This window comes from Rhodococcus sp. WB9 (assembly GCF_007558985.1).
Classification (GTDB): Bacteria; Actinomycetota; Actinomycetes; order Mycobacteriales; family Mycobacteriaceae; genus Rhodococcus_F; species Rhodococcus_F opacus.
This window is the reverse complement of record NZ_CP041769.1, coordinates 17,268-31,589: the sequence shown is the minus strand read 5'-3', so window position 1 is coordinate 31,589 and position 14,322 is coordinate 17,268. Positions and strand designations below refer to the sequence as shown.

Below are 14,322 nucleotides of genomic sequence, written 5' to 3'. Positions count from 1 at the left end.
CATAGGGGTGCCCCAAATTTAGCGTGTCGCGTGCCGATTCCCGTCGGCATCGCGTTCGCGGATCCGCTTGCAGCTCAAGGACAGCAGTCCTCAGCGGTGCGTTTCGCCGACCCAGGAAGGATGTCTTCCACTGGTGTCGCACACCCAGGTCCGGGAATCGTCGCTGTCGAGGTTGACGGTGTCGGTGAGCCAGTAGGCGTCGTCGGGCGCCCATCCCGCGATGACACTCGCGGTGTCGGCGTCGACGGCGATCGCGGTGCCCGCCGCGGCGAGGTATCCCGCCACGGTGAGATGCACGCCCTCGTACCGTTCGAAGAGCCGCGGCCAGTCGGGAATGACCCATCGTCCTGATCGTCCGGTGGTGCGGTACCAATCGCGTCGTTTCTGCGCGGTGACCTCGACGGGAAACTGTCTGCAGAGTTCTGCCCAGGCCTGCGCACCGTCGACCTCGTACACGCGAGCGCCGACGGGGATGTTCATTCGTCGCGTGATGGCGCGCTCCCATCCCATGCTGTCCTCGACGAACCACAAGCCGGCCGGGGTCCCGTCGAACAGCCGCCGGGTCGAACACCGTGTAGGTGGAGACGACCACCACCAGCCGGACCAGTTCGCCGACGGATCCGCCGGACGATCGCGTTCTGCTCGCACTTCCTCCGCGGCAGTCCGATCACGGTAGTCACGCAACAGTTCTGTGGTAGTCGAGTCAACGGGATCCGTATCGTCCTCACTCCAGCCCACCGACCACTGATCGGTCGCAGCGGGCGTCGTCCACCACTGCGCATGCGGGGATCGTGCGATGTGCTCGGCGACCCGTCGAAGCTCACGGCGCACAGGCTCGGCCTCGACGAGGATGTCTTCACCTCGATGCACCGATTCGAATGAGCGCCTGAGAGTGTCATAACGTCGAAATACCCTGTCGTAGTGGAAGAATAAGACTTCTCTAGGGTCAGATTCAGCCACACCGAAGGGCATCTCGTAGATGGAATTATCTCACACCCGACCCGTCGCTGCGGCCAGGTTCGACGACCCCAATCTCGTGGCGACCGCGGGGCTGGTCCCGGTGATTGCGTTGGCGCAGGCCAGCGGCCTGCTCACCCTCGCCGACGAGCACCTGAGCGTGCCGACCGACAAAGGCGCCAACGCCGGCCGCAAGATCGGGTCCCTGGTCGGCGGGATGGTCGCGGGCGCCGACAGCATCGCCGACCTGGGCATCCTGCGGCACGGGGCGATGGGGACCGTCTTCGACCGCCCCTATGCCCCGTCGACGTTGGGCTCGTTTCTGAGGGAGTTCACGTTCGGGCACGTCCGCCAGCTCGATGCCGTGGCATCCCGCGTGCTGATCGGCCTTGCCGACCGGACACCGGTGGTGGCCGGGATCGACGCCGGGCGAGTGCTGGTCGATATCGACGACACGATCATCGAGGTCCACGGCCACGGCAAGCAAGGGTCCGGGTACGGCTACTCCGGGGTGCGCGGGCTGAACGCACTGCTCGCCACTGTCACCACGCAGACCGCTGCGCCGGTGATCCTCACCCAACGCCTACGCCGAGGAGCCTGCGGCTCCGCACGTGGCGCGGCCCGCATGGTCGCCGACGCCCTGACCACCGTCGACCGGCTGCGTTCCCAGGCCGGCGGGGCGGGTGGAGATGGGGCGCCGAAAGTCCTGATGCGGTGCGATTCGGCGTTCTACGGCCATCCCACCGTCGGTGCCGCGATCCGCGCGGGCGCGGACGTCTCGGTCACGGTGCGCCTGACCTCCACCATCAAACGGGCGATCGCCTCCATCGACGTGGACGAGTCCGCGTGGACGCCGATCGAGTACACCGACGCCGTCTACGACGAGGACACCGATACCTGGATCTCGCGGGCGGAGGTCGCCGAGGTACCGTTCACCGCGTTCGCCTCCCAAAAGAAGGCCCACCAGATCCCCGGGCGGCTGGTCGTACGCCGCATCCCCGACCTGCGACCACCCAAGGACCAGGGCCAGGGCACGTTGTTCGACATCTGGCGGTTCCACGCCTTCTTCACCACAACCGACCCCACCGACCTCGACACCGTAGCCGCCGACAAAACCCACCGCGGGCATGCCGTCATCGAGCAGGTCCACGCGGACCTGAAGAACTCCGCCCTCGCGCATCTCCCGTCGAACTCGTTTCAGGCGAACGCCGCCTGGCTCGTCGCCGCGGTGATGGCCTTCAACCTCACCCGCGCCGCCGCCACCCTCACCGGCGATCCCAAGCTGACGAAGGCGACCACCGGCACCATCCGGCGCACCCTCGTCTCGGTCCCCGCACGCATCGCCTCCTCCGCCCGACGCCTGACGCTGCACCTACCAACCCACTGGCCCTGGGAAACAGCATGGATAACTCTGTTCGACAACACCTTCGGTCGCACGCAGCCGATCATCGCCTAACAGCCACCCCACCTGCCCAGCCTCGACGCGAAAGACCCAGTGGAACAACCCGACCCACAGGTCGGACGATCACCCACGCCCGTAACCTACTCGCTACCGCACAACGAAACTCAGCACCGGCACATCAGTCGATCGGTGAATTTGGGCTTCACCGTCCGGGTCCTGCCAGTAGCACGCCGCGTCCACCGCGTCGGCGAGGGCCGAACGGAGCGCAACCGCCGTCACCTCGGGAAGCGGCACCTGGGACAGGCGGTGCGCCACATCGTCTGCAGTGAGGACGGTCCGCTGAGCCTCTTCAGCGCCGGGCCCGAACAACACGCGTGCGCCTTCTCGACCGGACTCGAGGTGATACGACGCCAGAAACACGGCGTGATCGAACGAATCACTGCGGAAGTCGGAGTGCAGAGTTCGTTCGGCGTCCCTCGCGTAGGCGAGGAGCATCCGACGCCCACGTGGGCCGGCCAACAAGGATTCTGCGGTAGTCATGTGCTGACCACCCTAGAGTCCCCGAGCCGACGCGCCTCCAAAAATGTTCTGACCGCGGGCCGTGGGCCACTGCGGCCGCGAGGAAGCCGGCCGAACAGGCCGCCGTCTGGGCGGCAGTATGCGCGCAGGCGCGGGTGTAGTCGGGGTCTACCTGCCAAAGCGGAAACTTGCCTGGCACGCCTGGCCGAGAAGGGCGATCCCTTCTTCGATGGAGCGCAGTGGGATCGCGCCGTAGCCGATGCGGAAGTGGTTGCGGGGCGGGACCGGCTGCGTGAAGAAGATGTCGCCCCGTTCGATGAGCACACCGCGGGCTTCCGCCTCGCGCACGAGCACCCGGCAGTCGAGGTTCTCCGGGCCGGTCATCCACAAGCTGACGCCACCGGGCGGATAGGGTTCCTGCGGCCACGGGAGATATTTGTCGACGGCCGCACACAGACGCTCCCATTTGTGTTTCATCTGGGTGCGGTGATGGCGCAGCGCTCGGTGGTACTCCCCGCTGTCGATGAGCATGGCCAGGGCCCGTTGCTGGTGACCCGGGGGATGACGGAGCACGTACCGTCGGGCCTTCCGCAATTCGCGCACCAGGTCCGCAGGTCCGACGAGGTAGCCCAGACGCAGACCGGGGGCCAGGAACTTCGAGAACGTACCGAGGTACACGGCGTCGCCGCTGGAATCGAGCGCCTTGAGCGCCGGGCTGGGGCTGCCGTGGTAGCGGAACTCGCTGTCGTAGTCGTCCTCGACGATCACGGTGCCGGACTCCGCGGCGAGCTGCAGCAGGCGCTGACGACGGTCGATGCCGAGCGTCGCGTTGGTCGGATGGTGATGGCTCGGTGTCAGATACATCAGGTCCGTGCCGCGCAGCGTCTCCGGCGGCCGCAGGCCGTGGTCGTCGACGTCGATGCCGTACACCTGGGCACCGGTGCGCAGGAAGATGTGTCGCGCATCGAGATAGCCGGGATTCTCGATGGCAACCCGATGTTCGGGTCCGAGCAGCACCCGGCCGACGAGATCCAGGCCCTGCTGGGAACCGACGGTCACCAGAACCTCGTCCGCGCTCGCCTCGATGCCGCGCGAGGGCAGCAGATGCTGGCGGATCATGTCGATCAGCATCGGGTCGTCCGCACCGACGCTGTCCTGGAGGCTCGCGTAGGCGTGGGGTTGATACAGCGCGTCGCGGAGACAGCGCACCCACGCCCGGGCGGGGAAGCTGCGGATGTCGATCTGCCCGGCCAGGAACGGGTACGGGTAGCTGTGCCAGTCGACGTTCTTCTCGATGTGCGGGACGTCGGCGTCGGGGTAGCGCCGGATGCGGGACGACCAGTCGATGCGCGGGATGGTCGCGCGGGCGTCCGTTGCGAGCGTCTCGATCATGTCGGGATTCACGAACATGCCCGAGCGCTGGTGGCTTTGAACGAGTCCCTCGGCGATCAGTTCCTGATACGCCAGGTTGATCGTGTTCCGGGAGATCGCGAGATCGACGGCGAGTTCACGCGAACTCGGAAGGCGGTGTCGTGGATCGAACAGCCCGTTGGCGATGCCGTGCTCGATCGCCCGTCGAACCTGGCGGTAGAGCGGTTCGGCGGAATTGCGGTCGACCTCGATCAGTGTTCTCGGCACGCATCGCCTCCTGTGGATCCAAGAGTGGCCAGAGGTAGGCCGACCCGGCACGCCGAGAAGTTCTCGAACGAGCACTTCTCAGTATGCCGGGCCGGCGGCGAAATCAAACCAGGTTGAGCGCGTCGTCGACGCTGACCGACTCGATCCCGAGCGCCTCACCGACGGCATCGTTCGTCAGGCGCCCGGCGACGGTGCTGACACCGGCGCGGAGCGCGGCATTCTCCCTGGCCGCGCGGGCGAGGCCCTTCTCGGCGATCTGCAGGGTGTACGGCAAGGTCACGTTGGTGAGTGCGTACGTCGACGTGTGGGGCACCGCTCCCGGCATGTTCGCCACGCAGTAGAACACCGAGTCGTGAACCTTGAACGTGGGCTCCGCGTGGGTGGTGGGACGCGAATCCTCGAAGCAACCACCCTGGTCGATCGCGATGTCGACGAGGACGCTGCCCGGCTTCATCCGTGAGACCAGCGAGTTCGAGATGATCTTCGGTGCCTTGGCGCCCGGGACGAGGACGGCACCGATGACGAGGTCGGCCTGCATGACCTCCTGCTCGATCGAGTAGGAGTTCGCGGCGAGGGTGCGGATCCGGCCCTGGTACATCCGGTCGGCGGCGCGCAGCTTGTCGACGTTCTTGTCGAACAGGACGACATCGGCCCACGTGCCTGCGGCGACGGCGACGGCGTTCATCCCCGATACGCCTGCACCGATCACGACGACGCGAGCCGGCAACACACCGGACACACCGCCGATCAGTACGCCGCGGCCACCCTCCGGTCGCATGAGTGCCTGCGCACCGACGAGCGGTGCGAGCCGGCCGGCGACCTCACTCATCGGGAACAGCAGGGGCAGCGAACCGTCGGGAAGCTGAACGGTCTCGTACGCAACGGAATTGGTGCCGGCGGCGAGCAGTGCCCGGGTGCACTCTTCACCCGCAGCAAGGTGCAGGTAGGTGAACAACGTGAGGTCCGAACGCATCCGGTGGTATTCCTCGGCGATGGGCTCCTTGACCTTGAGCAGCAGTTCCGCGCTCTGCCACACCGCGTCGGCGGAGTCGAGGATCTTCGCGCCGGCGGCACCGTAGGCGTCGTCACCGATCGACGAGCCCTCCCCCGCACCGCGTTCCACGAACACGTCGTGCCCGTGGGCGACCATTTCGTGGACACCGGCGGGAGTGGCCGCCACCCGGTACTCGTGGTTCTTGACTTCCTTGGGGATACCGATCCTCATCTGAGACCTCCGTTAGCTGGGGCTGTTCGCCGCTCCGACCACATGTCGTGGTGCCCGAGCGATTCGATACCGAAGTCTGGATCACTCTGGCATGGGACCAGAAGGACCAGTTGAGCGCCGTCTACGGGGACCAGACTGGACCCATCGAATACCGCTCTTCTGGCCCTGACCTGCGGTCTGCCCCGTCGGTATGTTGTGGATCACAGCCATTCGACAACGAAGGAGATGGTCGTGGACGTCACCGAATTGCGAGCACGGGCCCGCCGGCACCTCGGACCTCATTTCACCCGTAAGGACACCTGGGAAAGCGACTTCCCGGTGTTCGTTCGTGGCGAGGGAAGCTATCTGATCGACACCGAGGGGGACCGTTTCCTCGACGGTCTGGCAGGCCTGTTCTGCGTGAACATCGGTCACGGCCGCGACGACATCGCCAAGGCGGCGAGCGAGCAGATCGGGACGCTGGCGTACGCCTCCAACTGGGGCAGCGCCCACATTCCCGCGATCGAGGCGTCCGCGCTCATCGCCGACCTGGCGCCCGGTGATCTCGGGACGACCTTCTTCGTCAACTCGGGTTCCGAGGCCGTGGAGACGGCCGTCAAGTTCGCCCGGCAGTACCACCGCAGCCAGGGCAACCCGCAGCGCACCAAGATCATCAGCCGTGAGATGGCGTATCACGGAACCACTCTCGGCGCCCTCTCGGTGACACAGCTGCCCAAGATCAAAGACCCGTTCGGACCGCTGCTGCCCGGGGTCCGCTCCGTACCCAACACCCTCGGATTCCTCGGCGACTGCGGACCGGCGAACGAGCTCGACTGCATCGCCGCGATCGAAGCCGTCATCGAGGAAGAGGGCGCCGAGACCATCGCCGCCGTGTTCGCCGAACCCGTTCAGAACGGGCGCGGCGCCCTCGTCCCGCCGGACGGATACTGGGCCGCGCTGCGCGCGTTGTGCGACAAGCACGGGATCCTGCTGGTCTCCGACGAGGTGATCTGCTCGTTCGGCCGCCTCGGACACTGGTTCGGGCACGGGCTGACCGGTGTGGTTCCCGACATGATCACGTTCGCGAAGGGCTCCACGTCCGGATACGCGCCGCTCGGCGGCCTGATCGTGCGTGAGCAGCTGGTTCGCGAGCTCTACGACTCGCCCAAGGGCGGCGTGTTCACGCACGGCGCGACGTGGGGCGGACACCCGGTGTCGACTGCGGTGGCGGTCGCGAACGTCACCGCGATGCGCGACGAGAACGTGCTGGGCAATGTCTCCGCGCGCGGACCGAAGTTGCGGTCGGCACTCGACTCGCTGATGAGCTCGCACCGCTGCGTCAAGGACGTGCGCGGCACCGGCTTCTTCTACGCGATCGAATTGATGGCCGACAGCGACAGCGGCCGCGAGTTCACCGAGCAGGAGTCGCTGACGGTGTTGCGCAAGGTGCTGCCGGAGGCGTTCGCCCGCACCAAGGTGATCCTCCGCGGCGACGACCGCGGTGCCACGATGCTGATGATCTCGCCGCCACTCGTCGCCGACGACGAGGTGCTCTCGGAACTGCTCCACGGAATCGACAGCATGCTCACCGACATCGAAAAGGCAATCCAGCCGTAGGGAACGATACGTTCCCCGATTTTCCACCGGGTGGCGGTCGTCGAGATCGACGACCGCCACCCCTCTTCGTAGTGATGGGAGAGCGAGGCCATGGCCCCGGGCGTCACCGCTGTACCACCCACCGACGCTGCACGACTGAATGATTCGTCGCTGATCGACCACTGGATCGCCACGTTGCGTGGGGAGAATCGCGTCGTCGGTCTCGCGGACGGAGAAGACGAACGCGCGATCCGTGCCGCCCACCATCTGCACCACAAATGTGTCGTGTCCCCGCGGCTGTTCGGGCGGCGGGACGTCATCCGGCGCATCGCCGAGGCCGCGGATATCCCCCTTGCCGAGGAACTCGTCGTCGACCTCGCCGAGGCGGCTGCCGACCCCGCGATCCGCGACGCCGTCGAATCGGGATTCGCCAAATACCCCGACCGGGTCGAGTCGGCGCTGTCCGACCCGGTGTGCCTCGCCGCGGCGGCACTGCGCGCCGGAGTGGTCGACGCCTGCGTCGCGGGCGCGAGCAGGCCGACGTCCGACGTGCTGCGGGCCGGGCTGCGCATCGTCGGGCTCGCGCCGGGTTCGAGCATCCTGTCGAGCTCGTTTCTGATGTTGCTGTCGGACGGCAGGCAGTTGACGTTCTCCGACTGCGCCGTCGTACCCGACCCCACGGTCGAGGAACTGGTCGACATTGCGCTGGCTGCCAGCGCCACCCACTTCCAGCTCACCGAGCAGACTCCGATCGCGGCGATGCTGTCGTTCAGCACCCAGGGCAGCGCCAGCCACCCGCGAGTGGAGAAGGTCCGCGAGGCCGCGGACCTGGTGCGCGTCCGGGACCCACAGTTGCACGTGGACGGTGACCTGCAATTCGATGCCGCGCTGGTCGCCGAGATCGGCGCGTCCAAGGCGCCCGGTTCGCGGGTCGCCGGCCGCGCCAATGTGCTGGTCTTCCCCAATCTCGACGCAGGCAACATCGGGTACAAGATTGCCCAGCGGCTCGGGGGTGCAATAGCCTTGGGTCCCATCCTGCAAGGCTTGGCCGCACCGTGGAACGACCTGTCCCGAGGATGCACCGGCAGCGACATCGAACTGATGGCTCTGGTGAGCGCAGTCCAATCCCTGGCCACCTGAACTTCACACCTGCACGCGAACGTGCCGCCGGATCGAGAAGGGAGACGCGATGACGATGCTCCTCATCGGTGCCCTGTGCATCGGCATCGCGTCCGTCATCGGCGGCGCCACCGGGTTCGGGACGGCACTGATCGCGACACCGGTGATGCTGATGGTCGGATTCGCCGTTCCCGAAGTGGTATTCGTCAATTTGGTGGCAGGACTGATCACGCGGATCGGCGCGGCATATCAGTTGCGGGAACACATCAGTTGGGGACGGGTGGCACTGCTCGGTGGCGGTAGCCTGCCCGGCGCCTGGCTGGGCGCGGTCACTCTCGGTCTGATGCCGGAGCAGTATCTGAAGCCGGCAGCGGGTGCCGTGGTGATGCTGTGCGGGCTCGCGATGGCACTGCCAACCCGCGCGGACGCCACGCGTGTGCCCTCCACGACCGCGCACGTTCTCACCGGATCGGTGGGTGGCTACCTCGGAACGACGACGTCGCTCAACGGACCGCCACCGGTCCTGTTGCTCATGCGAGCGCGGTTGCCACCGCTGGCTTTCATTGCCGATCTCGCAGGTTATTTCATCGTCGCGAACGTCATGGCTCTCGCTGTCCTGTGGTTCCACGACGAGATCACGGAGTCGATGTTCTGGCCGCGCCTCCCGGTGTTCGTCATCGCCGCGCTGATCGGCAACGTCACCGGACTGGCGATCGCGCGCCGACTTCCGCCGGGGGTGTTTCGTTCCGCGGTCATCGTGCTGGTGATCGCGGCCGGTGCGGCGACCTGCCTTCTCGGATGACAACCGCTCAGGGCTCGGCACCGACCCGTCGGACCAGACGCACCAGTTCTCCCGCGGGACCGTCGAGCTGACGCGCGCCCCGCCACACGGCGCGCAGCACCCTGTCGAGCTCGAGGCCGTCGACGTCGATCACCTTCAGTTCTCCGGCGCCGACCTGCTCCGCCACCGCGAGGGTACTCATCACCGCGGGGCCGACTCCGGCCAGCACGCTGGTGCGAATCGCGGCGGAACTGCCCAGCTCGAGAAGTGGTGCCGCCCTGTCGTATTCCTGTAATGCCACGTCGAGGGTGGTTCGCGTGCCGGACCCCGGCTCGCGGACCAGGAGCGGTGTCAGCGCCAATTCGGCGACGGTCAGCGCCTTCCGTCGCCGGGCCCACGGGTGGGTGGGGTGAACGACGACGACCAGGCGGTCACGCGCCACCGTGAGACTCTTCAACGGTCGCGGCACCGTCGGCGATTCGACGAACCCGACGTCGCAGATCCTGCTGTTGATCCGCTCGAACACCTGAGTCGAGTTGTGCACCTGCAGGTGAATGGTCACGTCGGAGTGCAAGCGGCGAAACTGCCCCAGCCATCCTGGCATCAGGTGTTCCGCGACCGTCATGCTGGCACCCACCGTCAACTCGGCGGCGCGTTCCGCGCGCAGTCCCTCGGCCACGTCGAGCAGCCGGCGCGTATCGGAGAGCACCCGGCGTGCCCAGTGCGCGATCACGGTTCCCTGCGGTGTCAGTATCGAGCCCGTCGGGCTGCGCTGCAGCAGCGTCATGCCGAACTGGCGCTCGAGTTGCTTGATGGCACGACTGGCATTCGGCTGCGCCATTCCGGCGAGTCTGGCGGCAGCGCTGAGGCTTCCGTGGTCGTCGACGCCGACGAGCAACTCGAGAACGGGGAACTCGGGCCATCTGCGGGACATGCATCGAGTATATGACCCTGGCGCAAGACATATCACAATGATATGTGTTCATGTCGAGATGACGGCTACCGGAGACGGCCGCCGTGACGGACCGTGGATCCATGAGTAGTCAACTGAGCGAGAAGTCCGAGGAACAGCGCGTCGAGGGCCCGGCAACGCTGCCGCGACTGCAGACCGCCACGGCCACTCTCCTGCCGGGTCTGGCGCTGTGCGCCGTCGCCACCGCCGTCGCCATGGGTGTCGGCCGGTTCCTTCCGACGGTGAGCCCGCTGCTCATCGCCATCGTGCTCGGCGCCGTGCTGTCGAACGTCGTGCACCTGCCCGAACGCCTGCGTCCCGGCCTGCAGTTCTCTGCCAAGAAGCTGTTGCGGGTGGGCATCGCCCTCCTCGGACTCCAGTTGATGCTGAGCGACATTCTCGGACTGGGCTGGGGCGTCATCGTCGTGGTCGTGTCGATCGTCTGTCTGGGCATCGTGGGAACGATGTTCGCGGGCAAGCTGCTCGGCCTCAGCTGGACCCAGCGGCTGCTCATCGCCTGCGGATTCTCGATCTGCGGCGCGGCCGCGGTGGCGGCGGTGGACGGTGTCGTGGACGCCGACGAGGAAGAGGTGATCACCGCGGTCGCGCTCGTCGTCATCTTCGGCACGCTCATGATCCCCGCGATCCCACTGCTGTCGCGGGCGCTGGGACTCTCCGACACCGACGCCGGCCTGTGGGCGGGCGGATCCATTCACGAGGTCGCCCAGGTGGTCGCCGCGGGCGGCGCGATCGGTGGTGCCGCATTGGGCGTGGCTGCGGTGGTCAAACTCGCCCGCGTCCTCATGCTCGCCCCGGTCATGGCCGTCCTCAGCGTGCGCCAGCGCAGGCTCGCCGGCACCGACGCCGACGTGAAGCGGCCGCCGCTCGTCCCGCTCTTCGTCCTCGCCTTCCTCGCCTGCGTCGGCCTGCGGTCGTCCGGCCTGCTGCCCACGGGCCTGCTCGCCGAGGCCAAGATCGTGCAGACTGCCCTCCTCACCGCCGCGATGTTCGCCCTCGGCGCCGGCGTCCAGATCGCCACGATCAAGAAGGTCGGCGCACGACCCTTCGTGCTCGCAGGTATCTCCACCGTCTGGGTCGCGTCGATCGCCCTGGTCGGGGTCCTGCTCGCGGGGTGATACCGCTACCCACCCCCTTCGCCCCCGTCGCCTCCCCCGCCGCGACGAACGGGACGCTCGTTGCGTCAGATCGAACGAGCGTCCCGTTCGTTCGGCGGGGGCCGTCGTCCGGGGGCCTGACAATCACAGTGCAGTTGCAGCGACCTGTTCCCGGCGCGTCAGCACGAGCGGCGCGCCGTCGGTGATAGCGATGGTGTGTTCACTGTGCGAGGTGCGCGATCCATCGGCGGAGCGGATGGTCCACCCGTCGGGGTCGTAGACGATCTTGTCCGTGCCGGCGGCGAACCACGGTTCGAGGGCGAGGGTCAGTCCCGGGCGCAGTGTGAGGCCTCGGCCCGCGCGTCCTGTGTTCGATACGTGCGGATCTTCGTGCATGGTCCGCCCGAGCCCGTGGCCACCGAACTCGGTGTTGACCGGGTACCCGTACTCGGCGGCGACCGCGCCGATCGCGGCAGACACATCGCCCAGCCGGTTGCCGGGTAACGCGGCGGCGATTCCGGCTGTCAGGGCCTTTTCGGTGGCTGCGATGAGGCGCGCGTCCTCGGGTCGTGGATTGCCGACGATGATGCTGCGGGCACAATCGGCGACCCACCCGTCGATGGACACTGCGATGTCCATGCTCAGCAGGTCCCCGTCCTGCAGCACGTAGTCGTGCGGTAGGCCGTGTAGTACCGCGTCGTTGACCGACAGGCAGATGACGTTGCGGAACGGTCCGCGCCCGAATGACGGCGCATAGTCCCAGTAGCACGACGTGGCGCCGCGCTGGGCGATCAACTGGCGGGCTCGGTCTTCGAGCTCGAGCAGATTCACGCCCGGTTCGGCGCGGTGTTCGAGATCGTCGAGCAACTCGGCGATGAATGTGCCGGTGACGTCCATCGCGGCGACCTCGCGGGGTGTTTTCAGTTCCAGCACCAACTGCTCCTCTTCGTACGCACAAACTCGGTATTAAAATACCACTCTAGACCGCGGGCTGGGATTTTCATACCGCTGCAGGGTTAGACTGCTCGCATGGTGCGTCTCCCCCTGACCCCGGAACAGCTGGCCGCAGGTAAGCGTCTCGGTCATCAGCTACGGCAGGCGCGGGGTGATCGCACCCTCGCCGAGGTTGCGCAGGAGGCGGGGATCTCTCCGGAGACTCTTCGGAAGATCGAGACCGGGCGGATGGCGACACCCGCATTCACGACTGTCGCGGCCCTCGCCCGGGTGCTTCCCCTGTCGCTCGACGAGCTCGCCGACATCTGCCTTGCCCACACCGGCCTCCGGCAAACCGGGTAACAATTTTCCAGCTCGACCAGCGCTGCCCGCACACAGGATTCAGATCCGAGGCGGGTGGCATGCGCAGCCCTCGGTGCTGTGGCCGGATGCAAGTGATAGAAGTTCTAGCCATGATCCTCCCGAAGGTCCGAGACCCTCGCTTCGTCACGATCCGCCGCGGTGGGACGCTCACCGACTCGGATCATCAGCTTCTGGCCCTATGGGCGGCATCGTGCGCGGAGCACGTCCTCAACCTGTTCGAGTCGGCTCGGCCTGAGGACACACGACCGCGTGAGGCGATCGAGCATGCCCGCGCTTGGGTGCGTGGCGAGGTCGAGATGATGCAGGCCCGCGCGGCGGGCGGTCATGCGATGGGCGCGGCCAGGGACCTGCGCGGAGCCGCACGGCACGCTGCATACGCTGCCGGGCAGGCCGGAGCCGTCGCGCATGTCGCAGCGCACGAACTCGGTGCTGCCGCCTACGCGATCAAAGCCGCACGCGCTGCCGCGCCGGAGGGTGCGGGCGAGGCAGCCGGACGACGTGAGTGCCGGTGGCAGCGTGACCAGCTTCCTGAGGCGATTCGCGAGCTCGTACTCGACGACCAGCGGTTGCGGAACGACATCTGCTGGTCGGTGTTCGACTGCTGAGGGCGCGTCGCGGCGCCGGCACCGCCCGCAAGTCCGCATCGTCGAAGGCGCCATCCGCCGCCCCCTCGCATCCTGAAAGTCGAAGCAGCCTTGCATATACAACCAATAGGTTGTATGTTCTGAGTGTGTCAGAAATAGATGAGGATCAGGCCGATGCCCTGTTCCACGCGTTGTCCGACCGGACGAGGCGCGACATCATGCGTCGCGTGCTGGCCGGTGAGCATTCCGTCTCGGCACTGGCAGCGAAGTACGACATGAGTTTCGCTGCGGTACAGAAGCACGTCGCCGTCCTCCAGAAGTCCGGCCTACTCGTCAAACGACGCAGCGGCCGTGAACAACTCGCCACGGGCGATGTGGAAGCAGTTCGCGCAGTGTCGTCCATGCTGGCCGAGCTGGAACAGGTCTGGCGTGGGCGTATCGCACGCATCGACGAATTGATCGCAACGTAACTCCACCGGAAGGAATGAACGATGCCTGTCACCAATGTCAGCCACGACATCGATGCATTGACCCTGACCATCACTGCCGAGTTCGCCGCCCCCCGAGCGCGGATCTGGCAGATCTATGCCGATCCTCGTCAGCTCGAAAAGATCTGGGGTCCACCGACGTACCCGGCGACAGTGGTCGACCATGAGTTCGCCCCCGGCGGGCGGGTCACCTACTACATGACCGGGCCCGAGGGCGACAAGCATGCGGGTTACTGGAACATCATCTCCGTCGACGAGCCGACCGGCTTCACCTTCACCGACGGATTCGCCGATGCGGATTTCACCCCGATCGAATCGACGCCAGTGTCCACCAACGAGTTCTCCTTCCAGGACAAGGACGGCAGCACCGTCGCCACCTACGTCAGTACCTACGCGACCGCCGAAGGCCTCCAGCAGGTGCTCGACATGGGCGTGGTGGAGGGTGCCTCGCAGGCGATCGGTCAGATTGACGACCTCATCAACGCGTGAGCCTGTCGGTTCACCGCACAGGGCCATCTCGCCGCCTCGCCCTCCACGGGCGCTAGGCGGCGAGCAGGCACGAAGGTCGCGACACTTCTGTTGCGACCACGCGTCGTAGGCCTGCACAACGCTGTGGTCAATCCGGCGCCGATGAGTTTCGCAGTGGTGCC

General features: G+C 66.7%; 14 protein-coding genes and 1 pseudogene. 9 read left to right on the top strand and 6 right to left on the bottom strand.

What is annotated here, in order from left to right; translation table 11 throughout:
- Positions 1 to 90 precede the first annotated feature (90 nt).
- Positions 91 to 861: pseudogene (locus FND50_RS00155) on the bottom strand (hypothetical protein); the annotation flags it as partial.
- Between the two features lie 118 nt (positions 862 to 979).
- On the opposite strand from FND50_RS00155, the gene FND50_RS00150 reads away from it, so the two are divergent.
- Positions 980 to 2,413, top strand: coding sequence for an IS1380 family transposase (locus tag FND50_RS00150; protein ID WP_144284347.1), 1,434 nt, complete (start codon positions 980 to 982; stop codon positions 2,411 to 2,413).
- Between the two features lie 93 nt (positions 2,414 to 2,506).
- On the opposite strand, the gene FND50_RS00145 is transcribed toward FND50_RS00150, so the two are convergent.
- From FND50_RS00145 to ald, 3 genes are all read right to left on the bottom strand, one after another.
- A complete protein-coding gene (locus FND50_RS00145) occupies positions 2,507 to 2,899 on the bottom strand; it encodes a hypothetical protein (protein WP_260850856.1) in 393 nt (130 codons plus the stop codon).
- A gap of 147 nt (positions 2,900 to 3,046) precedes the next feature.
- A complete protein-coding gene (locus FND50_RS00140; RefSeq protein ID WP_061043647.1) occupies positions 3,047 to 4,516 on the bottom strand; it encodes a PLP-dependent aminotransferase family protein in 1,470 nt (489 codons plus the stop codon).
- Between the two features lie 103 nt (positions 4,517 to 4,619).
- Complete coding sequence (gene ald / locus FND50_RS00135) at positions 4,620 to 5,741, bottom strand: alanine dehydrogenase (protein ID WP_005561841.1); 1,122 nt, start codon at positions 5,739 to 5,741, stop codon at positions 4,620 to 4,622.
- Positions 5,742 to 5,966: 225 nt separating this feature from the next.
- On the opposite strand from ald, the gene FND50_RS00125 reads away from it, so the two are divergent.
- The 3 genes from FND50_RS00125 (at position 5,967) to FND50_RS00115 (ending at position 9,237) form a co-directional block, all read left to right on the top strand.
- Positions 5,967 to 7,337 carry an aspartate aminotransferase family protein gene (locus tag FND50_RS00125; protein ID WP_186301210.1) on the top strand — a complete coding sequence of 457 codons (1,371 nt, stop codon included), beginning with the start codon at positions 5,967 to 5,969 and terminating at the stop codon, positions 7,335 to 7,337.
- A gap of 90 nt (positions 7,338 to 7,427) precedes the next feature.
- A complete protein-coding gene (locus tag FND50_RS00120) occupies positions 7,428 to 8,456 on the top strand; it encodes a phosphotransacetylase (RefSeq protein ID WP_144284345.1) in 1,029 nt (342 codons plus the stop codon).
- A 49-nt stretch (positions 8,457 to 8,505) separates the two neighbouring features.
- Positions 8,506 to 9,237, top strand: coding sequence for a sulfite exporter TauE/SafE family protein (locus tag FND50_RS00115; RefSeq protein ID WP_005254322.1), 732 nt, complete (start codon positions 8,506 to 8,508; stop codon positions 9,235 to 9,237).
- 7 nt (positions 9,238 to 9,244) lie between these two features.
- Here the strand turns inward: FND50_RS00115 and FND50_RS00110 are convergent, their stop codons facing one another.
- Complete coding sequence (locus FND50_RS00110) at positions 9,245 to 10,150, bottom strand: LysR family transcriptional regulator (protein ID WP_144284344.1); 906 nt, start codon at positions 10,148 to 10,150, stop codon at positions 9,245 to 9,247.
- Positions 10,151 to 10,251: 101 nt separating this feature from the next.
- On the opposite strand from FND50_RS00110, the gene FND50_RS00105 reads away from it, so the two are divergent.
- Positions 10,252 to 11,304, top strand: coding sequence for a YeiH family protein (locus FND50_RS00105; RefSeq protein ID WP_144284343.1), 1,053 nt, complete (start codon positions 10,252 to 10,254; stop codon positions 11,302 to 11,304).
- A gap of 123 nt (positions 11,305 to 11,427) precedes the next feature.
- On the opposite strand, the gene map is transcribed toward FND50_RS00105, so the two are convergent.
- Complete coding sequence (gene map, locus FND50_RS00100) at positions 11,428 to 12,216, bottom strand: type I methionyl aminopeptidase (RefSeq protein WP_007301202.1); 789 nt, start codon at positions 12,214 to 12,216, stop codon at positions 11,428 to 11,430.
- A 96-nt stretch (positions 12,217 to 12,312) separates the two neighbouring features.
- On the opposite strand from map, the gene FND50_RS00095 reads away from it, so the two are divergent.
- The 4 genes from FND50_RS00095 (at position 12,313) to FND50_RS00080 (ending at position 14,161) form a co-directional block, all read left to right on the top strand.
- Complete coding sequence (locus FND50_RS00095; protein WP_005254325.1) at positions 12,313 to 12,579, top strand: helix-turn-helix domain-containing protein; 267 nt, start codon at positions 12,313 to 12,315, stop codon at positions 12,577 to 12,579.
- Between the two features lie 110 nt (positions 12,580 to 12,689).
- Positions 12,690 to 13,205, top strand: coding sequence for a putative immunity protein (locus FND50_RS00090; protein WP_144284342.1), 516 nt, complete (start codon positions 12,690 to 12,692; stop codon positions 13,203 to 13,205).
- Between the two features lie 125 nt (positions 13,206 to 13,330).
- Positions 13,331 to 13,654: a helix-turn-helix transcriptional regulator gene (locus FND50_RS00085; protein WP_186301209.1), complete on the top strand. Its 324-nt coding sequence runs from the start codon at positions 13,331 to 13,333 to the stop codon at positions 13,652 to 13,654.
- A gap of 21 nt (positions 13,655 to 13,675) precedes the next feature.
- Positions 13,676 to 14,161: an SRPBCC domain-containing protein gene (locus tag FND50_RS00080; RefSeq protein ID WP_144284341.1), complete on the top strand. Its 486-nt coding sequence runs from the start codon at positions 13,676 to 13,678 to the stop codon at positions 14,159 to 14,161.
- The last annotated feature ends 161 nt before the right edge of the window (positions 14,162 to 14,322 follow it).

Excerpts from the sequence above, each read along its gene's own strand:
- FND50_RS00150 (WP_144284347.1), top strand. The coding sequence starts at position 980 with ATGGAATTATCTCACACCCGACCCGTCGCTGCGGCCAGGTTCGACGAC.
- FND50_RS00145 (WP_260850856.1), bottom strand. The coding sequence starts at position 2,899 with ATGACTACCGCAGAATCCTTGTTGGCCGGCCCACGTGGGCGTCGGATG.
- ald (WP_005561841.1), bottom strand. The coding sequence starts at position 5,741 with ATGAGGATCGGTATCCCCAAGGAAGTCAAGAACCACGAGTACCGGGTG.
- FND50_RS00125 (WP_186301210.1), top strand. The coding sequence starts at position 5,967 with ATGGTCGTGGACGTCACCGAATTGCGAGCACGGGCCCGCCGGCACCTC.
- FND50_RS00120 (WP_144284345.1), top strand. The coding sequence starts at position 7,428 with ATGGCCCCGGGCGTCACCGCTGTACCACCCACCGACGCTGCACGACTG.
- FND50_RS00115 (WP_005254322.1), top strand. The coding sequence starts at position 8,506 with ATGACGATGCTCCTCATCGGTGCCCTGTGCATCGGCATCGCGTCCGTC.
- FND50_RS00110 (WP_144284344.1), bottom strand. The coding sequence starts at position 10,150 with ATGTCCCGCAGATGGCCCGAGTTCCCCGTTCTCGAGTTGCTCGTCGGC.
- FND50_RS00105 (WP_144284343.1), top strand. The coding sequence starts at position 10,252 with ATGAGTAGTCAACTGAGCGAGAAGTCCGAGGAACAGCGCGTCGAGGGC.
- FND50_RS00095 (WP_005254325.1), top strand. The coding sequence starts at position 12,313 with ATGGTGCGTCTCCCCCTGACCCCGGAACAGCTGGCCGCAGGTAAGCGT.
- FND50_RS00090 (WP_144284342.1), top strand. The coding sequence starts at position 12,690 with ATGATCCTCCCGAAGGTCCGAGACCCTCGCTTCGTCACGATCCGCCGC.
- FND50_RS00080 (WP_144284341.1), top strand. The coding sequence starts at position 13,676 with ATGCCTGTCACCAATGTCAGCCACGACATCGATGCATTGACCCTGACC.